This is a genomic window from Bifidobacterium sp. B4142 (assembly GCF_026537325.1).
GTDB lineage: Bacteria > Actinomycetota > Actinomycetes > Actinomycetales > Bifidobacteriaceae > Bombiscardovia.
Genome location: NZ_JAFNMJ010000005.1, coordinates 55,052 through 80,730, shown reverse-complemented (window position 1 = coordinate 80,730; position 25,679 = coordinate 55,052). Strand labels below are relative to the sequence as shown.

Below are 25,679 nucleotides of genomic sequence, written 5' to 3'. Positions count from 1 at the left end.
TGATGCAAATTCACATTCAAGTTGCCTAAGTGCACGTTACCTGGCGAAGGGGGTCGGATGGGCCGCGGACGTCAGAAGGCTAAGCAGACGAAAATAGCCCGGAAGCTCAAATATCTGACAACGGACACGGATTACGACGAGCTGGCCAAAGAGCTCAGCAGCAAGGAACCCGGAACCAGGGGCAAAGATCCCTTCAAAATGGTTGAAGAGGAATACTCCAAGTCGGATTCACGCAAATCGGGGGGCCAGGACCCCGAGGATTCCATGGACGATGATCTGGACGATTACGCCCGGTGGGCCGCCGAGGTTGCTGCCAAGGCCACCTCGGGAGAGATGCCGGCCACGCCCAAGCCGCACAAGCGCATACCCATTCCCGTGCCCAGCGCGCTCAAACACCGCAAGGATCAGAAGAGCGCATCCAAGGAGTCCGCGAGCAAGTAGCCGGCCGCAGAGGTAGCCGGCCTCATACCAGTGGCAGCAGCTCGTGCAGATCGTCGCGCTCGCCCACGGCGCTGATATGCCCGGCGGCGGCTTCTTCACTCCAACTGGTGATGCCGGCGGCCAGCCGCAGCCAGACATCCGGGTCCAGTTCGATGACGTCGGGCGGGGTCAGGTTATGCGGGTCGGATGCCGGCCCATCCAGAATCTTGACTGCTCCCCAAGGTGCCACTCTGACCTCTACGCCGGGGCCTGGGGCCTTGATTTCCAGCATGTGCAGGGAATAGCGGACGGCCATGGCCTTGCTGCGTCTATCGGTTTGTGGGGCCACTGATAGTCGGTCGCCTTCCGGGCCCAATTTATTCGCGACCTCCTTGGCCGCATCGCGCCAGGCCAGAAAATCCCGGCGGCCCTCTTCCATGTCTGCTTCCCGTATGGCACTCATGGCTCCATTCTGACGCGCCGCCCCAACAGGCGTGTCCGGCAGGCTGCGGGTCAAGCCGCAATCAGGCATGAAAAAAGGAATCCGTTGCCCTCACGTCCTTGACGCTGGGTCGGATTCCTTCCCGACCGGAACGGTCAGGCCTGTGCGCCCGCTTGCAGAGGGGTCTCAGGATCCTCAGATCCCTTGTCCTCCTCATCCTTGGCCAGGCCCAGGTCGACTGGCGATGAGCTGTTCTCCCAGGGCTCCTCCCAGGGATCGTAATCCGGGTTCTGCTGCTTGTATACGAACAGAGCGACAACGCCGGCCAGCAGCGTGCCGAAGAGCAGTGCAAAGAACTTCCAGCCGTTTGAAGATGAATTCTCCATGTTTGGCTCCTTTCGACGACTTTCGTCGGTCCTGCCCACTTCGACCGACCTAGTCATCATCCTAGTAGAAAGCGGCGAACTGTGGGGCGCATCGGTGCCATTGCAGCACGGAAACCGCACACCCCGGCCGGATGGTCAGGTAAGGTAAGGTTCATGGTCAATGGCATGGGCACCGGTTTCACAGGCGGAGGGAATGGTCGGGGGCCGCTGGGATGGATCCGGCGGCACTGGGGTGACCATGCTCCGGTGGTGACCATAGCCATCACCCTGATCTGCATGGTGGCCTGGGTCATCCAGATGGTCCTATACCTGTTGGCTCCGCTTCGCTATCAACGGCTTTTGCTGGGCTACTGGGCCTTCGTGCCGATTACGGCCATTCATGAGCCTTGGATGTTTGTGACCAACATTTTTCTGCACGCCACCAATGTCTCGCATATCCTCTTCAACATGATCACCCTTTGGGTTGTGGGGCCGGTGCTGGAAAATCTGATAGGGCACGGGCGTTTTCTGGCCCTCTACCTGATCAGCGGGCTGGGTGGAGACCTGGGGCTGATGGTCTATGCGGTCCTGGCGCCCAATGGATGGGGCACCTCGGCCATCGGGGCCTCGGGCGCACTCTTCGGGCTCTTCGCCGCCATCCTGGTGGTTTACCGCCGTCTGGGGATTGACATCGTTTCCATGGTGGTCTGGATGGCCATCAACTTCTGCATGCCCCTGTTTGTGCCCGGCATCGCCTGGCAGGACCATGTGGGCGGATTTATAGTCGGCGGCCTCTTCATGCTGGCCCTGCTGTACATGGGCCGGCCTAGCTCGCGGGTGCATGGCCTGCTCTCCTGGCTGCTGCCCACGCTGATCTTCCTGGCGGTCCTGGTTCTACTGGCTCTGGGCTGCAATATGGTCAACCCAATGCGCTGAAAATCGGCATCTGTCTGCTGCGTTGCTGCCTTCCGTAATTGATAAATGACATGGGTGTCATCTATCCACATTTGTTGACAATCGTGTGGATAACCTGGGAATAAGTATCCAGAACTGGTGCATATATAGCAGCAAAAAGTGGATAAGTGAAGGCAGAATCTGATCAGCGGTAGGGCTATGGACGAGTGTCCTAGTGCGTCCACGAGAAATTCGGGCGATTGTGGATAACTTTGGCTTGAGTCTGGAACTGGTGGATGAAATCGGTGGAGCTGAGTAGCCGAATCCACACATGCCTGATGCTCAGGTGTGGATGGGTATACAAAGAACCCCACAGCCGTGCCTGAGCGGTTGTGGGGTCCCTAAAGAACAATGTGGCAGATGGATCAGTGCCACCACATGGTCATGAGGAAGCCGACCAGCAGAATGCCAAAGCCTACGGCCAGGTTCCAGTTGCCGATGCCGGGGATGGGGAAGACATTGCCCCGAGTGGAGGCGATGTAGTAGACCACGATCCAGATCAGGCCCACCACCATCAGCGTGACGAAGAGAGGCACGAACCAGCGTGGATTAGCCTTGGTGCTCTTGATGGTGTCCTCCACGCGGCGGGTGTTCTCCTCCTGTCGCTGCACGATGCGACGCATCTGCGGGGTCATATGCTTTTTGTCAACGCTCTGGTTGAGCACGGCCTCCACCTTGTCCATGGACAGGCCGTACTCCTCGTCCTCGGCATCCTCACCAGTGTCAGCGGTCTTGGCCTCGTCCACCGCCTGGTCCTCGTCATCATGGAGTTGATGCTCTGCCATGAGGTTATTCTCCTTCAGTAGATCTACTAAGCCATAGTAGCGGTTAGACTCGAACGTAATACTATCGCAGACGAGGATGAGGGTATGCCTATGACCAGACGGACGGGACGGCACGGTGCGCGCAGGCCCCTGGTCGGCACAGTGTCCGTGGCTGTGGTGCTCGCCTTGGTGGGGTACATGCTGACCACCAACATCCGCGTCAACAGGACGGTCACGGTCACCTCGGATACGGCCGGGCTGGTGGAGGAGCGCCAGAACAAGGCTGCCGAGCTGCGCAAGGACATCAATGACATGAGCTCGCAGATCAACGCGCTGAAGACCCTGACCGATGACAAGGGCAGTTCGGACCAGTCCCGCGAGGACCCCGGCTCGGGCACGGTGCTCAAGGCCGTCCAGGGGCCGGGGCTGACGGTGACCCTCAACGATTCCCCGCTCTGGCAGCAGAAGGTGGGGTCCGACGGGTCGACGGCCAACATCAACGATTACGTCATCCACCAGCAGGATGTGGAGAGTGTGGTCAACGCACTCTGGGCCGGGGGAGCCGAGTCCATGCGAATCCAGGATCAGCGGGTGCTGCCCACCACGGCCGTTCGATGCGTGGGCAATGTGCTGCTGTTGCACGGCCGAAAGTACTCGCCGCCATATAAGATTTCAGCCATAGGACCAGTCGATCGGATGACCAAGTCCCTGAATGCTTCGCCATCCATCCGCGTTTACAAGGAGTATGTGAACACGGTGGGTCTGGGTTGGAATGTCGAGTCTTCGGACAATCTGAGATTCCCTGAGACGACGGCTGTCCTGCAGCCACTCCAGTACGCATCGCTAGATGAGAAGGCACGGTAAATGACGACAGAAGACTCGGAGAACGACAAAACGCCGGCCGATAAGCCGGCCGATAAGCCGGCGGATAAAGGGCGAACTTGGCTGGTGGGCATTGCAGAAATCATAGGGGAGCTGCTGATTACCCTGGCCGTCATCTGCGCACTCTACGTGGTATGGCAGCTCTGGTGGACCGGTGTGCAGTCCGAGCATCAGCAGTTGCAGGCCCGGGCCTCGACCTCCTGGAGCAACCCGGGATCGGGCGACACCCGCAAGGTGGCCAAGCCTCAGAAAGGGGCGCCGCCGGTGCAGCCCAAGCAGGCCTCCGAGGGTGAACTGATGGCTCAGGCCTATATTCCTCGTTTCGGACAGCATTGGGAGCGCAACGTGGTTCAGGGCACGTCGCCCCGAGAGCTGGCCTACGCGGGACTGGGGCACTACCCCAATACGCAGATGCCGGGCGAGATGGGCAACGTGGCCATAGCCGGACACCGTGCCGGCTATGGTGAGCCGCTGGGCCATGTAGACGAGCTGCGAGTGGGCGATGCCATCGTTCTGCGCACCAAGGATTACTGGTACGTCTACCACTACACCCGCTACAAGATCGTCTCGCCCGAAGAGGTGAGCGTCATCGCCCCCAACCCTTATTCGCCCAACGACGCTCCTGATCGGCGCATGATCACACTGACCACCTGCGAGCCCAAATACACCACGGCCACCCATCGGTGGATCAGCTGGGGCGAATTCGGCTACTGGGCCAAGGTGTCAGACGGTGTGCCCAAGGAACTGCTGGGCGACCGGGGCAGCAATGTGGCCTTTGCCGACGACAAGGGCTCGATCATGGCCAGGCTGGGTTCTCTGCAGCCGGTCTTCCTGGTTTTGGCAGCAGCCTATCTGATCATCTACCTGGCGGCACTGGCTGCCTGGCGGTACCCCTTGCTGAAGCAGATTCGCAAGGGCGAGAAGCCCCAGCCCATGATCAGCCTCTACGGCTGGCTGCTGCGGCACCAGCCCGGCATAGCCCCGATTCGATGGCTTCTGCTGATTCTGCTTCTGCTGACTCTGGTTTGCGCCCTGATGGAATGGGGCTTCCCATGGTTGGCCAGCAACGTGCCCATGCTCAGACAGATGTCCAACTACTCCACCTTCTGACCTAGGCGGCATAGGAAGAGCGGCGGGGCCGCAGGATCCAATGTGATCCTGCGGCCCCGCCGCTTATTGATGTCATATCTTGCCGACTGCCGGAAGTGATTACCCTGGTTTATCTAAGACACCACGGTGGCCATGGTCTGGAAGGCGCCGCTATATTCACCTCGTACTCATGCTGCCTGGCCTTATATGACCCAGCATATGGCCCCGACGGCAGGACTGTGCCCGCCGGGGCCATATCAGGTCAGTTGGTGGAGCTGATGGTGGTCACCGTGATGGGTGTGTTGTCGTCCACCCTGCTTCCTGCCGCTGGGTTTACAGCGGTCACCTTGTCCGTGTCCTTGCCGATGGAGGTGACCCTGTCGGCGCTGACACCGCTGTTGGTCAGCTTCTGCCGGTAGCTGCCCAAGGTCTCGCCCTGTGAGAAGGGCGGGATGCGGATGGCTGTGGTCAGGGTGATGGTGTCCTTGGACTTGTCGAAGGAGGCGCCAGCGGCAGGATCCTGGCCGGTGACCTCGGCGTTGTCGTTGTTGGGGCCATTGACCTTGATATTGACCCCCTGGCCCAGGGTGCGCTTGGCCTCGCCCAGAGTCATACCGATATAGTTGCCCAACTGCATGCCGTTGCTGACGGTGACCGTGATCATGGTTCCCTGCTGGACGGAGGATCCGGCAGCCGGATCGGTGCTGATGACCATATCCTTCGCCACGCTGTTGGATGCCTGCTCGCGGATGGTGATGTTGAAGTGCAGACTCTGCAGGGTCTTGGTCGCGTCGTCCTTGCTCTTGCCAGACAGATCAGGCACCTTGGTCATGCCCGAGGAGATGTAGATCAGGATGCTGGTTCCCTTGGCCACGCTCTGGCCTGCGGCGGGATCCGTGCGGGTCACATGGTCCTTGGGCACGTCCTGGCTGTCTTCCACCGAGGCTGCTGGAGAGACCTTGAATCCGGCTTTCTCCAGGGTTCTGCGGGCCTCCTGCTGGTTCATGCCCTTGACGTCGGGAATGGCTGTGTCCTTAGGCCCGGAGGAGAACCAGACGGTCACTGTGGAGCCTCTGGGAGCCATGCTTCCGCCCTTGGGGCTTTGCTTGGTGAAGGTCCCCTTGGGCTCGGCCGAGTCGTGGTCCTCCTTCTCCTGATAGTGGAAGCCTGCGGCGGTGACCTTCTCGCGGGCGAGGATCCGTGACATCTGCGCGTTGATGGTAGGCACCTCGGCCATCTGATGATGGTTCCGGTTCACGACCGTCCAGAGACCCAGTCCGGCGGCTACCAGAAGCAGGGCTCCCAGGACGGCGCCGATGATGATCTTCTTGCGCTTTTTGGCCTTCTGCTGGGCCGTCTTGGCGGCTGTGCGCTCAGCTGTGGCTACGCCGGTGGCAGCAGGGTTGAGCGAATCCTGGACGGGGTTGAAGGCCTGGGTGGCGGCCGTCTCCTCTTCGGTCAGCGGCATGGTGGCCGTTTCGGCCCCCTGCTCGGCATCCTTGCGGGCCTTGACGTTGGCCAGGTCGGTCAGCGGGTTGAAGGCGGCAGCCACCGGGGTTCCGCCGTTCATGAAGGCCAGGATGTCGCTCTTGAAGGCGGAGGCCGTGGCATACCGGTTCTGCCGGTCCTTGGCCATGGCCTTGGCGCAGATGGAATCCCACATCTTCGGCAGGCCGGGCACGATGCTGCTGGGCGGGGTGGCCACCTCGGTGACGTGCTGGTAGGCGATGGCCACGGCCGAATCCCCGTTGAAGGGCGGCCGTCCGGTCAGCATCTCGTAGAGGACGCAGCCGGCCGAATAGAGATCGGAGCGCATGTCCACGCTCTCGCCGCGGGCCTGTTCGGGGCTCAGGTACTGGGCCGTGCCCACCACGCCCTGGGACTGGGTCATCGTGGCGGCAGAGTCGTCCATGGCCCGGGCGATGCCGAAGTCCATGACCTTGACGATGCCCTGCTCCGAAATCATGATGTTGCCGGGTTTGATGTCCCGGTGGATGACGCCCATATGGTGGGAGTAGTCCAGGGCGCTGAGCATACCCAGCATGACCTGCTCGCTGTCGCGCTGGCTCAGGGCGCCGTTCTCCTTGAGGATGGACCGCAGGGTCTGGCCCTTGACGTATTCCATGACCAGGTAGGGCACCCGCTCATGGTTGCCCTGGTCGTCGGTCAGTATCTCCTCGCCCGAGTCGTAGATGGAGACGATGTTGGGGTTGTTGAGCAGGGCGACCGAGTGGGCTTCCCGCCGGAACCGCGATAGGAAGACCTCGTCGTTGGCCAGATCGGATCGCATGATCTTGACCGCGACGGTCCTTCCCAAACGTGTGTCCACAGCCTTGTGAACCTCGGCCATGCCACCGCGTCCGATCAGCTGTCCCAGACGGTATCGTCCGTCCGCTAGGGACGGCGGCAGTGTGATGCTCATAGGGTATCCCCTCCGTTCGTCGCTTCAAGGCCGCGCTGTGCGCTTCCTTCTCCATAGTGCCCCCAGAAGGGCCTGAAGATGTCTTTTACCGCGTGCGGCCTGCTCATAATGCGTCGAGGCATGGGTGCGCGTGGATTGATGACCTCCGTCTCGCCCAGCTGCTGGTCCAGCAGCCGTTGCTCGATCCTGGCCAGCGTGTGCGAGACCACCAAGGCATTCGCCGGGCGGTCTCGCGGGTCCTTGGCCAGCATGGACATGACGAAGTTCATGAGTTGGTTGTCCACTGAGTCGGGCAGCGGCGGCACCGGGTCGTTGACGTGTGCTGCGGCGATGTCCACCGGGGTGGCGCCGGTGAAGGGCCGGTGCCCACAGAGCCCCTCGTAGGCCACCACGCCCAGGGAGTAGATGTCTGACTGGGGCGTGGCCTGGAGACCCTGGGCCTGCTCGGGCGAGATGTACTGGGCCGTGCCTACCACCATGCCGTCCTGGGTGATCTGCCCCTGGTTGGTGGAGTAGGAGACGCCGAAGTCGGTGATCTTGACCTCGCCGGTGTCGGAGACCATGATGTTGGCCGGTTTGACATCCCGGTGAATGACACCGTGGGAGTGAGCCACGTAGAGCCCTCGGGCCGTCTGGATCAGGATGGGCAGCAGCTCGATGGGGCCCAGGGTGCCCCGGTCTCGGTAGATGTCGGCCAGGGATTGGCTGGGCACGTATTCCATGATCAGGAATCCGATGCCATCGTGCTCGTAGTACTCGAAGAGGGCGGCGATGTTGGGGTGGGCCAGGTTGGCGGAATTGTGGGCCTCGGCCCGAAGCCGAAGAAGCTTGGACTCCTCGTTGGTCAGGTCCTCGCGCAGGGCCTTGATGGCCACCACGCGGCCCAGTTCGATGTCATAGCCCTTCCAGACCTCGCCCATGCCCCCCTGGGCCAGGCGGCGGTCCAAACGGTACCGCCTGTGGATGAGCTGTCCCTGCACCAGTTTCACTTGGCAGCCTCCTGCATGACGCGTTTCATGATCGGCTCGGCGATCTCCATTCCATAGGAGGAGATGCCGTGCACCACGACGGCAACGGCCACCTTGGGACTGTCGGCCGGGGCGAATCCTATCATCCACCCGTCATTTGCCGCATTGCCAGCGCCGATCTGGGCTGTGCCGGACTTGGCAGCCACCTGCATGCCGGGGATGGCCAGATTGGGGTAGCTCTTGGTGGTCACTGCTTCCATCATGGTGGTCAGGGCCTTGGCGGTGTCCGAGGAGAAGGCCTGCGAGTAGACCGAGGGCGTGGTTTCGCTGATGACGCTCAGGTCGCTGGAACGCACCCGGTCCACCAGGGTCGGCTGCATGAGCTTGCCGCCGTTGGCCACGGCAGCGGCCGTCATGGCTGCCTGCAAGGGGGTGGACAAGGTGTCCCCCTGGCCGATGGATGCCAAGGCCAGCCGATCCTGGGACTGGTCCTCGGGAAACTTGGAGGCCACGGCCTTCATGGGCCGGCCTGTGGAGTTGGTCCCGTCCAAGGTGATGGTGGAACCGTAACCGAACTTGCGGGCTTGCTCGGCAAGCGTTTTATTCCCCAGACTGACACCCAACTGAGCGAAGGCGGTGTTGGAGGAGTATGCCAGCGCGTTCTCCATGCTGATCCTGCCGTTGACCCCGTTCCCCGTGGCTGTGGCGTTGGTCAGGTTGTAGTTGGTGCCCGGCAGGGTGTATGAGGCCCCGGCCGGCAACTGGCTGTCGATGTGGTACTGGCCGGACTCCAGGGCGGCCGCGGCCACGACCACCTTGAAGGTGGATCCTGGAGGATACAGCTGCGAGGTGGCCCGGTTGAGCATGGGGTTGTCGGAACGGGATGCCAGTTTCTGATAGGCCTGGGAGGCATCGCCGCTGTCGTGGGCGGTTAGGTCGTCGGGGTTATAGCTTGGCGTGCTGACCAAGGTCAGCACGCGGCCGGTGGAGGGTTCGATAGCCACCACCGACCCGGACAGGTTGCCCAGCATGTCGTAGGCGGCTTCTTGCATCTTGGGATTGATGGAGGTCTCAATGGAGGCACCCTTGTTCTGGGTTCCGGTGAAGAGGGACTTGAGCCGATCCATCCACAGACTGTCTGACTGGCCGCTCAGCAGACGGTCGCGCGAGGCCTCTATTCCCCGGTCTGCCGGGCTGGTGATGGAGTAGTAACCGGTGATGGGCGAGTAGGCGGCACCATTGTTGTAATGCCGCTGGTATTGGAAGGAGTCGTTGATGGGATCGGACTGGGCCATGACGGCGCCGTCCGAGGTCAGGATGGCCCCCCTGGGTGCTGCGTACTCATGGTAGAGGGCGCGCAGATTGCGAGGGTCCGAGTTAAGGCTCCCAGCCTTGATCACCATGATGATGGAGCTGGAAAGCCCTAGGATGACGAAGAGGACGATGACGGCGTTGAAGAGTTGACGCAGGGCCTTGTTCACTGTCCGCCTCCTCGCACCTGGCGGACTGGGATGCGGCCGGTGGCTGGCAGGTCGGTCTCCTCATCCCGATCAGTCGGCTCGCCCGGTTCGGCATGACGACCATGGACTTCTTGGTCGTCGGAGTCAGAATCAGAGTCCGAGTCGTCCTGTCCGCTGCGCTTGCTGGTCTCCTGCTGGCGCAGGACGGCCAGGGCCTCGTACTTGAAGGTGTCCGAGCTGACCTCCGGCGCAGGCTTGTTGGCCGCGTTGGAAATGATGATCAGCAGGACGGCCAGGATGCAGTTGGCCACCAGACTGGAGCCGCCCGCCGCCATATAGGGCATGGTCAGGCCGGTCAGGGGGATGACCAGGGTGATGCCGCCCACCACGGTGAAGACCTGGAAGGCCATGGTGAAGACCAGACCGGAGGCTAGGAGCTTGCCGAAGCCGTCCTTGATCTTCATGGCCGTGATCATGCCTGAAGCCACGATAACCAGGTAGAGGGCCAGAACCACCAGCAGGCCGCTCAGCCCCAGCTCTTCGCCCACTGACGTAAAGATGAAGTCGGAGTTGGCCAGAGGGGTGATCCAAGGGCGTCCCTGGCCCAGGCCGGTGCCGGTCAGCCCGCCGGCAGCCAGGCCGAAAATGCCGCGTACCAGTTGGCCTGACCCGCCGAAGGTCTTGCCGAACTCAGCATCGCTGAAGGGGTGCAGCCAGGCATCCACGCGGGCGCCTACGTGGGCGAAGACCATGGAGGCGGCCACCGCCCCGATGACGAAGAAGACGGCGCCGATGGCGATCCAGCTGGTGCGGCCCGTGGCCACGTAGAGCATGGAGACGAACATGGCGAAGTACATCAGCGAGGTGCCCAGATCATGCTGGATGACCAGGACGGCCAGCGAAATAAGCCAGACGATGATGATGGGGCCCAGGTCCTTGATTCGGGGCATCCGCATGCCCAGGACCTTCTTGCCGCCCACAGCCAGCTGGTCTCGGTGGTCGAACAGATAGGCAGCAAAGAAGAAGGCCAGGAAGAGCTTGGCGAATTCGCCGGGTTGCAGGGTGTGCGACCCTACGCCGATCCAGATGCGGGCGCCGCCGATTTCGCGGCCGATGCCGGGCAGCATGGGCGACAGGAGCAGGACCAGGCCCACCACCATGCTCACATAGGAGAAGCGTCGCAGCAGTCTGTAGTCCCGAAGCAGCACCACCAGCAGCCCGCACAGGACCAGAGCCAGACACAGCCAGATAAGCTGGGTGAAGCCCACTCGTGTGGGCTGACCGATCCGGGCGTTGCGCAGATCCATGCGGATGATCAAAGTGATGCCTAGGGAGCTCAGGATGACGATGCTGGGCAGGATGGCCTGGCTGCCGTAAGGCTGGAAAATCTCCAACAGGACCCAGAGGGCGATGAAGAGGGCGGCAGTGACTGCCAGCAGGGCGGCGTAGTCCCCTGGGAAGCGGCCCGCAGCCCGGGCGAACATCTGGAAGAAACCGATGAACCCCACAAGCAGGGAGAAGAGCAGAAGGCCTATGCGGCGCAGACGGGTGGTGATCATGACTACTGCCGCCTGCTCTGGTCAGTTTCCGACGGTGAGGGCGAGGTTGACGGGGAAGCCGCTGTCTGGTCGGACTCGTCCTTGCCCTCCTTTGCGCGCTCGCGCTTGAGGTCGCCGGCCTCCTTGCGGATAAGACGGGCGTGCTCTTGGGCATCATCCATGCTGGAGACGGTGATGCCCTCTTCCAATTGGTCGCGCCAGGATTGGGGAAGCCCCTTGACGGCGATGTCCGTGGTCTGCACCGGGTGGGACAGCGAGAGGGCGAAGGCCTTGGTAGGCACGCCCTGGTAGATGACTACGCGGCCCTGGTCCGCGCCCAGGTAATACTGTTCCTGGCTCCAACGGTAGGCAGCCGCCGTGCCTCCGGCCAGTGCCAGGATTACCAGGGTGATGATGCCGGCCAGGATCAGCCGAATCCGCCGATGCCGCGAACGCTGGCGCTTGCGCTGCTCCAGATGCTCCTTGTGGATGGCGTTGGCCACATCTGGGTCGTAGGGGTCGGCTGAGTCCGAACCGTCCTTCTTGTGGACGACGGGGATCTCGCTGGTGTCGGGCACATGCCGTTCGCCGCTCTCCTCGCGGGCAGCCGAGGGCTGGGCGGTGCGGCCATCGTCCTCCTCGCCCTCCTGCTTGGCGGCATCCCGGTCCTGGGCCAGATCGGCGGCCCGCTTGGCGGGCGATTCCCGGGACTCGTCACGCAGGTGCGGTGCGGCCGCTACGGGCTCATCCAGAATGTCAGCCAGGGCCTCCAGGTTGGAGCTGGCTGCGCCGCCGACCAGAGGGGTCTGATGGGGCAGGTCGAAGGCATCGGCATCCAGGGCCAGAGTGGCATCGGCGATGACCACGGTCACGTTGTCGGTGCTGCCGGCCTTCAGGGCGAAGGTGACCAGCTGCTGGGCGCACTCCGCTTGGTCCGAGACGGAGGACAGCACCTCGGCGATGGTCGAGTCCTCCAAAACGCCGCAGAGACCGTCCGAGCAGATCATCCAGCGGTCTGCAGGCAGGGCCTTGGAGATGGAGATGTCCGGGCGAGGGTCGATGTCGAAGTCACCCAGGACCCGCATGACCACGTTGCGCTGAGGGTGGTTGCGGGCCTCAGCCGGGGAGATGCGGCCGGTGTCGATCAGATGCTGCACGTAGGAGTGGTCCTGGGTCATCCGGATCAGCTTGCCCTCCCGCAGGAGGTAACCCCGGGAGTCCCCGATATGGGCCAGCACCCAGGAGTCGTCGGCCAGAGCCAGGGCCGTGACCGTTGTGCCCATTCCTGACAGGCGGTGTTCGCGCTTGGCCTTGCCCACGATGGCGTCATGAGCCGCGATGACCGAGGTCTCCATCATCCGGGCCAGGGACTGCACGTCCTGCTTCCGGTCGTCGCGTTCGATGTGGGCCAGGGATCGGATGGCTATGGTTGATGCCGTGTCCCCCCCTGCGTGGCCGCCCATGCCGTCGCACATGGCCACCAGGCGTTCGCCGGCGAACGCTGAATCCTGGTTGTTGCTGCGCACGTACCCTACGTCGGAAACCGCCGTGGAGTAGAGGAACAGCTTTTGGCTCGCTTCGTTCCTGGTCATGGGCGGCTACCTCAATTCGAAGGTGGTGGCTCCGATGCGCACGGGAACCTCCGCCGGTAGGATTGTCGGCGCCGTGATTTTCTGACCCGAGACGACGGTGCCATTGGTGGATCCCAGATCTTCGATGGCCCATCGGCCCGATGCGGGATCCTGGTAGACCCGCGCGTGATGACCAGAGACAAATTCGTCGTCCAGCACCAAGGTGTTCGAGGAGGAACGGCCCAGGGTGATGGGCCGTCCTGACAGTGGCGTGGAGGAGCCGGCCAGGGGTCCGTCGATGACCACGAGCAGGGAGGGCTCGTCCCTTGCGGGCTCTGTCTTGCTGACCGGGGCGATAGGCACGGATCTGGCGCTTGCCGGCAGCTTGCGCTGGGCTGCGCGTTCGCTGCGTTTACGGGAGTGCGAAGTTTTGGGGCTGAAAGTTTCGATGTCTTTGCGGAGTGAACGGATGGCCAGCCAGACGAATACCCATAGCAGAGCCAGGAACCCGTATTTGAGGATGGCGAATGTCAGTTCAGTCAGCATAATGATTCGACCTTACTTCAAGGCCTGGGCGACTTACGAATCCTGTTCCTGCGACGATGCCCAGTAGAGGATGCGGGTACGGCCGATGGTGATGGTATTGCCGTCCAGCAGGGTGGCTGCGGGAACCTGATGTCCCTCCACATAGGTGCCGTTGGTGGACCCCAGATCACGGGCTACCACGCCCTTGTCGGTGATCTCGATCTGCAGGTGTCGGCGCGAAATGCCTGCGTCGTCGATGACGATATCACAGGAGGATCCACGGCCGATGGTAGTGACGGGGGCAGTCAGCAGGTACTGGCGGCCGTTGATCTCCAGAACCGGGCAATCCTTGGACTCTTCGGGGGTGGTGACGGGTGCCGCGTTGCCCTGGACTGACTCGGCAGATAGGTGGAAGTCGCCCTTGTTCAGGTTGAGGTCCTCCTCGAAGATGACTACAACCGGACCGACGAAGGCATAGTGCTGGCTTTCGGCATACTTGGTCAGGTTGTCTGCCAACTCGTTGGCCAAAGCCTCCGAACCCCACTGCTCAATGCGGTCGAAGTCTGGGGTGGATAGTCTGAACCGATACTCGTTGGGCGCCACAGTGCGGTCGCGACCGACGGGCATGGCCTGTGAGTCTATCTCACGCTCGAGGGCGCTCGACAGGTCGACGGGCTGTAGGTCCTTGGAGCCGAACTTCGAAAAGACACCGTTAACGGCGCCTTCCACGCTCTTCTCGAAACGATCGAGAACGCTCATAGTCATCCCTTTCCATATAACCCTTTCATAGTACGTGACACTGCTGAAAGGGGGTAATGGGCGGTCGGATGCTTGCAATTTCTTCAATGAACAGGTTCGAACGAACGCGATTGCCAGGCATGGATAAGGCCCGTGGCCACAATGGGCCAGGGGCCTTTGACCTTCGATCGTCATGGGTCAGGCCGAAGCCTGTCGACTCACAGAGACAGCTTGCGGCGCAGACCCAGGGTGATGCCGGCGCTCAGGCAGAGGCCAGCGGCAATGGCCAGAGGGGCCACAGCATCAGCGCTGGTCTTGGCCAGAGCGTTGTTGGTCTTGGCAGCCTTGACAGCCGGATCCTTGGCGGCGGCCTTGCCGGTTGCTTTGTCGGCGGTCTTGTCGGTTGCTTTGTCGGCGGTCTTGTCGCCGGCCTTGGCAGGTTCCTTGGAGCTGCCAGCCGGGTTGGTCTCAGCAGGCTGAGCAGGGTGTACTTGGCTACGAAAGTGGCATCTTCAGAGAAGACGGCTTCGGGATTGAACGCTGCGTTGCTGTCAGCGCTGAACCATCCCTCGAAAGTGTAGCCGGGGTAGTTGGCCGGGGCACCCGGCTGTACCGCCAGCTTGTGGCCCTCGCCAGTGTACAGCGTCTGCGTAGCAGGTTCGTGGTCGAGGTTGGTCGGGTCCTGAGCGATGAAAGTGATTGCATTGGCTTGGTCCCATTTTGCGAAGACAGTGGTGTCCGCCGTAAAGGGCTTCGTGAAGTCGACTGTGTCAGGACCCATCACCGAATAGGTCCAGCCGACGACAGTCCAAGGCTTGTCGGACGACTGCGAAGCCTGCATGGAATCAGGTACTGGTATGTTAGTGGGGATCTTGCTTTTATCCAGTATGCCCTGATCGTTGGTCTCTACATGAATCCCGTGAGCGCCTCCTGCGTCCTCTGGATCGCCGACGAAGGTGATCTGGTAGGGGGCGGACTTGGCCTCGGCCCCCCTTGTTGCCCTCCACAGCCTGGGCCACGGTAGGCAGCAATGCCAGGCCGCCGGCCAGGGTGGCACCGGCAGCGAGCACCGCGCATGCGCGTTTAAAACGAACCATCATGTTCATTGGTTACCTCTATTTTCTCTATTGTGGATTGCTCCCCATGTGCAGTCATGGTGTCCTACCTTGACACCCCTATCCCCTGGGAAGCAGGGACTATCGGCCAGTCATTGGCGATAAAGCGATATTATTTTATCGCAGGGAGTGGCCATCGGCTGGTCGTAGTCCGGCGGTACGCCTTATCCGTGATACAAATTTCCCATGTAGAACGATTGACGTCTGCTGCTGTCCAAGGTGGCGCATTGCGGTTGGGGCTGATCGAATTCCCCTTTGGCACCTAGGCGCTTATCATCGTGGCAGACGCAGGATCATGGTGATCATGTCAGAGATATTCGAGGAGCGAGCATGACCGAAGAGGTGGATCGGGCAATGGAGGCATATCCGCGGGTCAAGGCCCGGACCCTGCGGTTCACCTTGGGCGCGCCACGGTCGGTCTCGGCGGTGGGGGATGGCTCACGTGCCGTCTTTCTGCGCTCGGACGGACCTGAGGATCTGGTGACCGGGCTCTGGCTGTCTGTCTTTGATCAGGAGGGCCGTCATCATGAGGTGCTCCTGGCCGACCCCAGGGCTCTGCTGGAGGATGCAGACATGGAACATGTGCCGGCTGCCGAGCTGGCTCGGAGGGAGCGTTCGCGAGAAGGCGGCGAGGGCATTGTCGACTACAGCGTGGATGCTGCCGGGGATCGGGTGGTCTTTGCCCTTGGTGACCGACTCTGGCTCTCGTTGATCGCCCCAGATGGTCTCACTGCCTCCACGCGGGCCCTGAGCTTGGAACACAGCGATTTGGCTGTGCTCAATCCAGTCATCAGCCCGGACGGCACCATGGTGGCCTATACGACTGGTGACCAGCTGATGGTGGTCGCCATCGGTCAGGATGCCGGACAGGACCGTGAACGGGCTGTCCTGGCCTTGCGTCCCGGCACCGATGACCGGATGCTGTTGGGGCTGGCCGAGTTCGTGGCTGGCGAGGAGATGGATCGCTATCAGGGGTTCTGGTGGTCGCCGGACTCCCGAGCCTTGCTGGTCGAGCACACGGATTCCTCCGACGAGCCGATCTGGTACATCAGCGATCCGGCCAATCCCCAGGTCGGGCCGCGCGCCCGGCGGTATCCCCAGGCTCTGACGTCCAATGCCCGTGTCGGGCTGAGCCTGGTCCTCCTGGGTCAGGACGATGCCCATCCCTGGGTGGGCGAGGTGGACTGGGATCATCAGGCCTTTGAATACCTGGCTGTGGTCCGTTGGCAAGAAGGGCATCGGCCGCTGTTGCTGGTTCAGAACCGTCGGCAGACCGAGGACAGGATCCTGGAGGTACAGGTGCCGGATGATCGCCAGGGTTTGGATCGGGGACAGGACATGACCTTTCTTGATTCCGATGCAGCGCCCAAGGTGGCTACCAGGGTGATGCAGGAGCATGGCAATGACCAGTGGATCGACCTGGTGCCCGGGTTGCCGGCCTATCGGCCCCAGGGCGGGCTGGTGGACGCCTTCATTGACGTAGAAGCCGACACCACGAGGCTGCGCTTGGATGGAAGGGTATTCTCCCCGGCTGGCTGCCAGATTCGGCGGGTGCTGTCTGTGGAGGATCGCGATGTGTTGGCGGTGGTTTCCACTGATCCCCGCAGCTTCGACTTGATGCGCCTGAGCTATGACGGTTCGATCCATGTGCTCAACCGGCTGCCCGGAGTATGGTCCGCCTCTCGGGCCGGTCATGGCATCGTGGTCAGCGGCCGGACTATGGCCTCGGCGCATGGGCAGGTGCGCCACTGCTATCTGGGTGCTGATGGAGATCTGGACCGCCTGGGGGCCGAAGGGCTGGGCCTGGTGAGCAAAGCCCGCTCTGACGGCAGCGTAAGATCCGCTGGTGGATCCACCGCCTCAGGCCGGGTTGGCGGTCGGCAGGAGCACCATGATCGTCCTGACCGCCGGGCCATGGATGCCGGCCATATCAATAGCCAGGGGGCCATGTGCGCCGTCCTGGCCGATGTCAGCAGTGATCCCGGATTCATCCCCAACGTGGACTTCGTACGCATGGGCCAGCGCGAGCTGTTCGCAGCCATCGTCAGGCCGTCTGAATCCAGCCCCTACGCCAGCGCCGACAGCCTGCCCGTCCTGCTCAAGCCTTACGGCGGTCCGGGCGCCCAGCAGGTGGTCTTCAACCAGTCCTACTACTGGGAGTCCCAGTGGTGGGCGGATCAGGGCTTCCTGGTCCTGACCGTCGATGGCCGGGGTACGCCGGGTCGTGGGCCTGCCTGGGATCGGGCCATCTTCGAGGATATGGCCCAGGTGACTTTGGATGACCAGCTTGAGGCTTTGGAGGCTCTGCCTGATTTCGCTCCCGAGGCCGACCTGGGGCATGTGGCTATGATCGGCTGGTCCTATGGCGGCTTCCTGTCGGCCCTATCGGTTCTGCGGGCTCCCGACCGGATCCATGCAGCCTGTGCAGGTGCCCCGCCCACGGACTGGACTCTTTACGACACCCATTACACCGAGCGCTATCTGGGGATGGACCCGGCCGTTTACCGCCGCAACGGCATTATCGACGATGCGCCTTCGCTGCGCCGCCCGCTGATGCTGATACACGGGTTCGCGGATGACAACGTCTCCGTGGCCAACACCCTGAGGCTCTCCAGCGCTCTCATGGCGGCCGGTCGCCCTCATACGGTCCTGCCGCTGACCGGCATCACCCACATGACCAACGACGAGACTGTGGCCGAAAACCTGCTTATTGTGCAGCGGGACTTCCTACGGGAGGCCCTCATGAACAAGACGGACTGACGGAAAGACTGCTTGGGCTAACGCTCTGCTGGCGGTTGCTCCCGCTAGATTGGAGTTGTGCATATCCAACGAAAGCCTGACCAGGCTCCAGGTCCCGAACGCGGATTCCGGCTTCCCCGTAGCTGGGGTCTGGCGGTCTCGGTGCTCTGCCTAGGTCTATTGGTCGGACTTTCCTCCGGCCTGCTGGCAAGGTTCTTTGAGTTGACTCAGGTCGGCCTGCTGGGTTTCGCTGAGACCCCAGGGGCTCCCACGGCTGAGGTGGTTCCGCCGATCAGAAGGCTGGCCTCGGTGACCTTGGCCGGGCTGGTGGCCGGTCTGGTCTGGGCCTGGCTGCGGACGAGGACCAGGCTGGTTCCCTCGGTCGATCAGGCCGTCAAGGGTGCATCCATGCCTCCGGGCCGGACCGTGGTTCATGTGCTTACCCAGATCTTCTTTGTGGCTGCTGGCGGCTCCATAGGCAGGGAGGTGGCCCCTCGCGAGGCCGGGGCTCTTCTGGGCGGTCTCTGGACCAGGCTGGGACGACGGCTGGGGCTGCGTGATCAGGACGGTCCGCTGCTTGTGGCTTCGGCGGCAGGTGCAGGGTTCGCCGGCATTTACATTGCGCCTCTGACCGGGGCCTTCTTCGGCATCGAGGTGCTGCTACGGCGGGTGGATACCGAAGTGGTGACGGTCAATCTGGCTATGTCGGCCTTGGCTACCCTGGTCGGCGGATCTATCAAGGGTTTTACCCCTTACTATAAGGTCGGCTCCGATCCCTTCCGGCCATGGCTCATGGCAGCGGTCCTCTTGATCGGACCAGTCATGGGGCTGCTGGGGGCCGGATTCCGCTGGATGACATCCTGGGCAGAGTCCCATAGAACTACTGGCCCTGCCGCCATCTGGCAGCTGACGGGGGTAGCTCTGTTGACCGGGCTGGTCGCTCTGGCTGTCCCCCAGGTCATGGGCAACGGCCGGGCTCTAGCCCAGATGGGCATGGATCAGCTGCTGTCCGTCGGGTTCTCAGGGCTCCAGCTGGCTCGGTCACTTGCCCTCTTGGCCCTCTTTGCGCTGGCCAAGGCTCTGCTGACCACAGCAACCATCCGTGCTGGGGCTTTCGGCGGCACTCTGACGCCATCCATAGCCCTGGGATCCGCCATGGGCGCTGTTTTGGGCCTGCCGCTGGCTTGCCTTGTGCCCGGCCTGCCGGTCTGGCAGTGTGCCGTGATCGGCGCCGCCTCCCTGCTGGCCGCCTCCCAGCAGGCTCCGCTCATGGCCATGGCTATGCTCATGGAGGTCTGCCGCCTGCCGGTCATGGCCTTCATGCCCATGGGCCTGGCTGTGGCCCTGTCGATGGCGGTCTCGCGTCTGTTCGTGGCCAAGGCATAAACCGTCGTCAGAAGCCCTTGCTGCTCTGACGGTCCGGCCTTGCATGGGCATTCACAATCAGCTGACTGGTCTGGGCCAGTAAGGAAGGGTGGCTATACTCAGGCCGGACGTAGGTCCCGGGAGGATGCAGCCGATCCGAGTGGAGTAGGCCAGTGCCGTGATCCCCTGGACAGACAAGAAGGAGGTTCCTGGCGGTGAAGACCGTGTTGGCCATCTTCAGGCGAGATCTCTGGCGGATACTGCGCAACCCCGTGGCCCTGGTGGTGACCATCGGCGTGGCTGTGCTGCCCTCCCTCTATGCCTGGTTCAACATCATGGCTCTCTGGGATCCCTACAGCAACGTCAACAATCTGCCCGTGGCCGTCGTCAGCATGGACCGAGGGGCGCAATCCGCAGAGACGGGCAGGATCAACGCCGGCAGATCGGTCATCCAGGAGCTGCGCGGCAATAAAAGCCTGGGCTGGAAGTTCATGGACGATGATGAAAGGGCCATCGAAGAGGTCCACTCGGGCCAGTGCTACGCGGCCATCATCATTCCTGAACGGTTCAGCGCCGACCTGGTCGGCATCGTCGAGGGGGCCGGGAACAGGCCCGCTCTGAACTATTACGTCAATGAGAAGAAGAACGCCATCGCTCCCAAGGTGACCGACACCGGCGCCTCCACCATCGATCAGGAGATCAACGCGGTCTTCGTCTCGGCCGTCAGCGACGCCTTGGCCGGGAAGGTCCTGCAGACCGTCGGCGATGCCCAGGGCGCGGCCGAGCAGAGCCGCAGCCAGGTGGTGGGCGACCTGGGGGAAATTATCGACCAGCTGGATCGGACGGACGGCCAGCTTGACCGGATCGGTTCCACCATGGGCCAGGCCCGGCAGACCGTGGCCGGCTCCAGAAGCGACATCAAGGACCTGCAGAGTCAGATATCGGCCACCCAGGCCACTCTGAACAGAGCTCAGAGCAGCATGGCCAAGACCCGCGACGACAGTCTTCGGTTCTCTTCTGCCCTGAACCAGGCCCTGGCGGACGGGTCAGTGCGGCTGTCCAGCGCGGTCACGGATGTGAATACAGTGGCAGGCGGGATCACCGCCGACCTGAACGCCACCCAGGACAAGGTGGACCGGGTCAATTCCGGCTTGGGCCAGCTGATCGATGCCAATGGGAAGGCTGTGGACCTGCTCCAGTCGGGTCTGGACCAGTCCGGGCTACATTCTGGGGATCCGGCCTATGAGAGCATCCAGCGGCAGATTGACGATCTGAAAAAGACCAACCAGAAGCAGAAGTCATCCCTTGATGCCTTCAAGAAGAACTCCTCGACGGCTCTGGACTCGGGCAGGCGGGCCGCATCAGACCTGAGCTCGGCCATGACCGACACCGGCGGCACAGGCATCAAGGCTCTGGCTGCGGCCAGCCAGAGCCTGGCTGGGACCACCATGCCCAACCTCCTTACCGGGCTGGATGCCCTCAATGCCTCCAACGGCTCTCTCCAAGGTGCCCTGAGCAACCTGGCCACCACGGCCGTCCAAACCGATGCCCTGCTGGATCAACTGGATTCCACCATCGGTCAGGCCCAGTCGACCCTGTCCACCACCAGGGCCTCCCTGGCCTCGGTCAGGTCCGACCTGGAGGGGGTTCGGACCGATGTGGCAGCCCTTGGGTCCTCGGCTGCTTGGAACCGGATGACCCAGACCCTGGGGTTGAGCCCGGAATCCTTCGGAAAGGCCATGGCCTCGCCGGTGGAGCTGGCCTCGCACACGGTCTATCCGGTCAGCAACTACGGGTCATCCGTGGCGCCCTTCTATACCAATCTGGCTCTCTGGGTGGGTGGGTTCATCCTGATAGCCATCTACAAGCTGGAGGTCGACAAGGAGGGCATCCGCAAATGCACCGCCACCCAGGCTTACCTGGGTCGTTGGCTTCTGCTGGTCTTCGTCGGCTTCTTCCAGGCGCTGATCGCTACAGTGGGCGACCTGATGCTGGGCATCCAGTGCCGCCAACCCGCCCTGTTCGTCCTGGCCGGGGTCTTTGCCTCCTTCGTCTACATCAATATCATCTATGCCCTGGCCGCCTCTTTCAGGCACATCGGCAAGGCCTTGGCTGTGGTTCTGGTCATCCTGCAGATACCTGGGTCCTCGGGCATGTACCCGATTGAGATGATGCCCGACTTCTTCCGCAATCTGAACCCGTGGCTGCCCTTCACCTACGGAATCAACGCCATGCGTGAGACCATCGGCGGCATGTACGGCAACCACTATTGGCAGGACATGCTCCACATCTTCTGGTACCTGCCGGTGGCCCTCCTGATCGGACTGGTGGTGCGGCGGTACCTGCTCAACCTGAATGCCCTCTTCGACCGGCGGCTTGGTGCCACTGACCTGATGCTGACCGAGCAGAACCATTCAGCCGACCGCCGTCTGAGCCTGGGCAGCCTGGCCCGCTCCATCCTGGGCGAGGGCGACTACCGCGCCGTCATAAGGCGGCGTGCGCATCGCTTCCTGGCCCTCTATCCAACGCTGATCCGGGGTGGTCTGGTCCTGGTTCTGCTGCCAGTGCTCTTCCTCATCCTGTTGTTCAGCACCGAAGCCAAGATCGTCATGCTGATCGCCTGCATCGCTTCCATCGTCCTGATAGACGCCTACCTGATCATCGTCGAGTACATCTGCGACAGCTATGTTCGGCAGCTGGGCCTGACCGAGCGTCCCGGCATGGACTTCCTCACCCTGATTCGCCCGCGTCGGCAGGGTCCCTCGGCCATGACCAGGCTGACCTCGGCCGTGCGCGAATCAGTCATGAGCCGCGATGAGGAGGACGCTCCCGAGGATGGTGATCGCCGATGAGGAACATCTGGAGGATCCTGCGCAAGGACCTGGCCGATGCCACCAGCAACGTCATCGCCATCATCGTCCTGATGGGCCTGATTATTGTCCCGGCCCTCTATGCCTGGTTCAACATCGCCGCCAGCTGGGACCCCTACAAGAACACCAAGGCCATCAAGGTGGCCGTGGCCAACACCGACAAGGGGTACAAATCCGACCTGATTCCGGTCAGGATCAACGTGGGGGAGACGGTCACCAGCACCTTGCGGGCAAACGACCAGCTGGATTGGAGGTTCGTCAACCGCGACCAGGCCCTGGAGGGGGTGCGCTCAGGCGAGTACTATGCTGCCATCGTCATTCCCAAGGATTTCAGCGCGGACATGATGACCCTCTTCTCGCAGGACGTGAAGCATGCCAGCCTTGAGTACTACCTGAACGAAAAGAAAAACGCCATCGCCCCCCATGTCACTGAGCAGGGGGCCGACACTGTGGCCACAACCATCGACAAGACCTTCGTCAAGACCGTGGGCCAGGTGGGGATCGACCTGGCCAGCCAGGTTTTTACTTACTCCGAGAGCCCCCAGGTCCAGGATTATCTGGCCAGGGCGACCGGCCACATCGATCAGATGTCACAGCGGCTGACCACTGCCTCCAGTCAGGTGAATGCCTATGCGGGCCTTCTGGATTCCTCCGGAAAGATGATCGACGCCACCGGCAGGATTCTGGGTCGGTCTGACTCCGCCATGGCCGATGCCAGGAAGGCCCTGAACCAGGGAACCAAGGGGTCCAAGGATCTGGGCAAGTCCCTCTCCGGGTCGGCCCAGGCGGTCGACGTTGCCCTTGACCAGGCCTCGGGTGCCTATGACACCATCGGCTCTAAGATCGATGACGCTTTCGACAAGGTGGGCCAGCAGAGCGATGCTGTCAGCAGCCATCTGAACTATCTGAGCGAGCGGATCAGAGACTCGGCGGCCGACTACGACGGGATGATCGCCAGCCTGGAGGATCTGCGCAGCACTGTGGAATCCGATGCCAATCTGACAGCTGACCAGCGCCAGGCCCTGCTGACCGCCATCGATCAGGCCCAGGCCGGAATGCGCACAGCCCAGGCGGCCCAACGTGACCTGGCCGACCGGATCAGCCAGGCTTCCCAGGCAGCCAAGGAGGGCAAGGACAAGCTGGGCGGTCAGCGTCAGGATCTGAAGAACAGGATCGCTCAGGCCCGTGCCTCGGTGGATCAGGTCCGCACCCAGTACCGCAATGACCTGAAGCCTCGCCTGGACGACTTGGCTTCATCCATGGACATCGTGGTCACCTCGACCGATCGGCTGCTGACGGGTCTGGATGGAACCGTCAAGGGCGCCTCTGGGCTGACGGGCCCTATGACCAGGGATATCAGCCAGGCCAAGGACCAGCTGGGTGAGATCTCCCAGTGCCTGGAGCAGGCCTCCAAGCGGCTGACCGACCTAGGGGGACATCTGACCCAGGCTTCGCAGGGCAAAGATACGCAGGAGGTCAAGACTCTGCTGAGCGGGGATTCCGAAACCATGGCCGCCCTTCTGTCCTCACCGGTAGGCATCCATCGGCATGCGGTCTTCCCAGTCATGAACTACGGGTCGGCTATGACCCCCTTCTACACCATCCTCTCCATTTGGGTGGGTGCCACCATTCTGGCGGCCATGATGAAAGTGGCTCTGTCAGACAAGAAGAAAGCCTCCGTCCTGCACTTGGACTCCCTGCAGGATGCATGGAAGAGGGCCGATGACCTGGATGAGGATTCCGAAGGCCGCCGCTCCTGGGGAGACTTCCGCCCCGAGTCGCCAGGCAACGCCCGCCGCTTCGGCCTTCAGCTCTACCAGGAGTACTTCGGCAGATTCGCGGTCTTCGCCCTGATGGCCATCCTCCAGGGCTGCCTGATCGCTCTAGGAGACCTCTTCTACCTGAAGGTCCAGTGCGTCCATCCGCTGATGTTCGTGCTGGTGGCGGTCTTCGCCTCATTCGTCTTCATGAATCTGATCTATACCCTGGTCGTCTCCTTCGGGGACATCGGCAAGGCTATTGCCGTTATCCTCCTAGTCATGCAGGTGGCTGGCTCGGGCGGCACCTTCCCCATGGAGACCCTGCCTGGCTTCTTCCAGGGGGTTTATCCCTTCCTGCCCTTCGTCCATGCTATAGGAGCCATGCAGTCGGCCGTTGCCGGAGCCTACGGCATGGAGTTCTGGCGGGAGATGGCCACCCTGGCCCTCTTCCTGGTGCCCTCGTTGCTGCTGGGGCTGGTCCTGCGCAAGCCCGTCATCCGCTTCAATGACTGGATCGTCAGAAACCTTGAGAGCACCCGGCTCATGTAGGGCGAGTCCGGCAGAAGGTGGTATAGGGTGAGAGCATGAGCGTCCAACTGGTTGAGGAACGCCGCTACGACCAAATCATGAAGGATCGTGTCCTTCCTGACCTGGCCTCCTGTCGCAGTGACGGATGGATGATCTCCCATGACGGCGGCGAGGACGGGGGAACCCTCCTGGACAAGGCCCATCTCAGCGGCGTGGACCCCTCCCGACTTCTGCATTACGTTTGCTATGACAGGACGCTGTTCCGCAAGGGTGCGGTGGAGTCCGGCTCAGCTCGTGTGCGCGGGGCCGCGATCATCTCCTTCGGTTTTTCGGAATTCGCCGACAAGTACCAGGAGATGGCCTGGTACTTCCTGATGCAGGGGTACTCCGTCTGCGTTCCCGAGCATTGGGGGCATGGTTTCTCTGGCCGTGGTGTGAACGATCCCAGCCTGATCTGGGTGGATCATTGGCAGCGGTATGTGGCGGATCTGGCCGCCTTCTGCTCCCAGGTGGGCCAGCAGTATGCCCAAGACGAGCCCATGGTGCTCTATGCCCATTCCATGGGCGGCGGCGTGGCTGCGCGGATGCTGGAAACCTTCCCCTCCCTCATCGACAAGGCGGTCCTGTCATCACCCATGATTGCGCCGCGGACCGGGTTCATGCCTTCGGTGGCCTGGACGGCAACAAACGCCGCCTGCATGATGGGCCGCTCGCGCAGCATGGTTCCGGGGTTTGGGCCATTCCGCCCCGAGCTGGACATGGGCAAGTACCCCAATGGCAGCCAGGCGCGGGTGGCCTGGGCCCATAAGTTGCGGGCCCAGGAACTGCACTACCAGACCAGTGCCGCCACCTTCGGCTGGGTCAGGGAGAGTCTGGAGATGAGCCGGGCCATACTGCGCCCCAACCGGTGCAGCCGAGTGGAGACCCCTCTGCTGCTTTTCCAGGCCCAGCCCGACCGGTTTGTGCTGCCGATGCCCCAGAACCGTTTTGTCGACCAGGTCCAGCAGGGCGGCTGCCAGGCTAAGCTGGTGCGCATCCCGGACAGCATGCACGAGCTCTACCAAATGCCGGACAAGGTCCTGAGGCCTTACTTGGAACGCATCTTCGACTTTTTCGACCAGCCTTGGCAGCTCGCTGACGACCGCTGATCAGATGCCAAACGTA

Annotated in this window: 19 protein-coding genes; 9 read left to right on the top strand and 10 right to left on the bottom strand. The window is 62.3% G+C overall.

Annotated features, from left to right (window positions below; all coding sequences use genetic code 11):
• The first annotated feature begins 57 nt into the window (after nucleotides 1-57).
• Nucleotides 58-441, top strand: coding sequence for a DUF3073 domain-containing protein (locus J3U06_RS07905; protein ID WP_267444841.1), 384 nt, complete (start codon nucleotides 58-60; stop codon nucleotides 439-441).
• Nucleotides 442-463: 22 nt separating this feature from the next.
• Here J3U06_RS07905 and J3U06_RS07900 read toward each other — a convergent pair whose 3' ends face one another.
• Both J3U06_RS07900 and J3U06_RS07895 read right to left on the bottom strand, forming a co-directional pair.
• Complete coding sequence (locus J3U06_RS07900; protein ID WP_267430900.1) at nucleotides 464-883, bottom strand: sterol carrier family protein; 420 nt, start codon at nucleotides 881-883, stop codon at nucleotides 464-466.
• 134 nt (nucleotides 884-1,017) lie between these two features.
• Nucleotides 1,018-1,248, bottom strand: a complete 231-nt coding sequence (locus J3U06_RS07895) for a hypothetical protein (RefSeq protein ID WP_015021110.1) — start codon at nucleotides 1,246-1,248, stop codon at nucleotides 1,018-1,020.
• 153 nt (nucleotides 1,249-1,401) lie between these two features.
• On the opposite strand from J3U06_RS07895, the gene J3U06_RS07890 reads away from it, so the two are divergent.
• Nucleotides 1,402-2,163, top strand: coding sequence for a rhomboid family intramembrane serine protease (locus J3U06_RS07890; protein WP_267430898.1), 762 nt, complete (start codon nucleotides 1,402-1,404; stop codon nucleotides 2,161-2,163).
• A 383-nt stretch (nucleotides 2,164-2,546) separates the two neighbouring features.
• Here J3U06_RS07890 and crgA read toward each other — a convergent pair whose 3' ends face one another.
• Nucleotides 2,547-2,966 (bottom strand): cell division protein CrgA, encoded by a 420-nt coding sequence (gene crgA, locus J3U06_RS07885; RefSeq protein ID WP_229133395.1) that lies wholly within the window; start codon nucleotides 2,964-2,966, stop codon nucleotides 2,547-2,549.
• Between the two features lie 90 nt (nucleotides 2,967-3,056).
• Here crgA and J3U06_RS07880 point away from each other — a divergent pair, with 90 nt between their 5' ends.
• A complete protein-coding gene (locus J3U06_RS07880) occupies nucleotides 3,057-3,809 on the top strand; it encodes a DUF881 domain-containing protein (RefSeq protein WP_267444880.1) in 753 nt (250 codons plus the stop codon).
• Nucleotides 3,810-4,937: a class E sortase gene (locus J3U06_RS07875; RefSeq protein WP_267444840.1), complete on the top strand. Its 1,128-nt coding sequence runs from the start codon at nucleotides 3,810-3,812 to the stop codon at nucleotides 4,935-4,937.
• A gap of 241 nt (nucleotides 4,938-5,178) precedes the next feature.
• On the opposite strand, the gene pknB is transcribed toward J3U06_RS07875, so the two are convergent.
• Genes pknB through J3U06_RS07840 form a run of 7 tightly spaced genes read right to left on the bottom strand, consistent with a single transcriptional unit; the run spans nucleotide 5,179 to nucleotide 14,159 of the window.
• Nucleotides 5,179-7,338: a Stk1 family PASTA domain-containing Ser/Thr kinase gene (gene pknB, locus J3U06_RS07870; protein ID WP_267444839.1), complete on the bottom strand. Its 2,160-nt coding sequence runs from the start codon at nucleotides 7,336-7,338 to the stop codon at nucleotides 5,179-5,181.
• The gene (locus J3U06_RS07865; RefSeq protein ID WP_267401016.1) at nucleotides 7,335-8,327 is read right to left on the bottom strand and encodes a serine/threonine-protein kinase; all 993 of its coding nucleotides are present in this window, start codon (nucleotides 8,325-8,327) and stop codon (nucleotides 7,335-7,337) included. The genes pknB and J3U06_RS07865 overlap by 4 nt, the downstream gene beginning before the upstream one ends.
• Nucleotides 8,324-9,787, bottom strand: a complete 1,464-nt coding sequence (locus J3U06_RS07860) for a peptidoglycan D,D-transpeptidase FtsI family protein (protein ID WP_267430894.1) — start codon at nucleotides 9,785-9,787, stop codon at nucleotides 8,324-8,326. Before J3U06_RS07860 ends, J3U06_RS07865 begins: the two co-directional genes overlap by 4 nt.
• Nucleotides 9,784-11,325, bottom strand: a complete 1,542-nt coding sequence (locus tag J3U06_RS07855; protein WP_267444838.1) for an FtsW/RodA/SpoVE family cell cycle protein — start codon at nucleotides 11,323-11,325, stop codon at nucleotides 9,784-9,786. Before J3U06_RS07855 ends, J3U06_RS07860 begins: the two co-directional genes overlap by 4 nt.
• Nucleotides 11,326-11,327: 2 nt before the next feature.
• Nucleotides 11,328-12,896: a BofC C-terminal domain-containing protein gene (locus J3U06_RS07850; RefSeq protein ID WP_267444837.1), complete on the bottom strand. Its 1,569-nt coding sequence runs from the start codon at nucleotides 12,894-12,896 to the stop codon at nucleotides 11,328-11,330.
• Nucleotides 12,897-12,902: 6 nt separating this feature from the next.
• A complete protein-coding gene (locus J3U06_RS07845) occupies nucleotides 12,903-13,418 on the bottom strand; it encodes an FHA domain-containing protein (protein ID WP_416378954.1) in 516 nt (171 codons plus the stop codon).
• 36 nt (nucleotides 13,419-13,454) lie between these two features.
• A complete protein-coding gene (locus J3U06_RS07840) occupies nucleotides 13,455-14,159 on the bottom strand; it encodes an FhaA domain-containing protein (protein ID WP_267430888.1) in 705 nt (234 codons plus the stop codon).
• A 1,424-nt stretch (nucleotides 14,160-15,583) separates the two neighbouring features.
• Between J3U06_RS07840 and J3U06_RS07835 the strand changes: the two genes are divergently transcribed.
• The 5 genes from J3U06_RS07835 to J3U06_RS07815 all read left to right on the top strand — a co-directional run bounded on the left by J3U06_RS07835 (nucleotide 15,584) and on the right by J3U06_RS07815 (nucleotide 25,663).
• Nucleotides 15,584-18,013: a S9 family peptidase gene (locus J3U06_RS07835; protein ID WP_267444835.1), complete on the top strand. Its 2,430-nt coding sequence runs from the start codon at nucleotides 15,584-15,586 to the stop codon at nucleotides 18,011-18,013.
• A 57-nt stretch (nucleotides 18,014-18,070) separates the two neighbouring features.
• On the top strand, nucleotides 18,071-19,378 hold the full coding sequence (locus J3U06_RS07830) for a chloride channel protein (RefSeq protein WP_267444834.1): 1,308 nt from the start codon (nucleotides 18,071-18,073) through the stop codon (nucleotides 19,376-19,378).
• Nucleotides 19,379-19,572: 194 nt separating this feature from the next.
• Nucleotides 19,573-22,209 carry a YhgE/Pip domain-containing protein gene (locus tag J3U06_RS07825; protein WP_267444833.1) on the top strand — a complete coding sequence of 879 codons (2,637 nt, stop codon included), beginning with the start codon at nucleotides 19,573-19,575 and terminating at the stop codon, nucleotides 22,207-22,209.
• Nucleotides 22,206-24,536, top strand: a complete 2,331-nt coding sequence (locus tag J3U06_RS07820; RefSeq protein ID WP_267444832.1) for a YhgE/Pip domain-containing protein — start codon at nucleotides 22,206-22,208, stop codon at nucleotides 24,534-24,536. Before J3U06_RS07825 ends, J3U06_RS07820 begins: the two co-directional genes overlap by 4 nt.
• A 35-nt stretch (nucleotides 24,537-24,571) precedes the next feature.
• Complete coding sequence (locus tag J3U06_RS07815) at nucleotides 24,572-25,663, top strand: alpha/beta fold hydrolase (protein ID WP_220236632.1); 1,092 nt, start codon at nucleotides 24,572-24,574, stop codon at nucleotides 25,661-25,663.
• The last annotated feature ends 16 nt before the right edge of the window (nucleotides 25,664-25,679 follow it).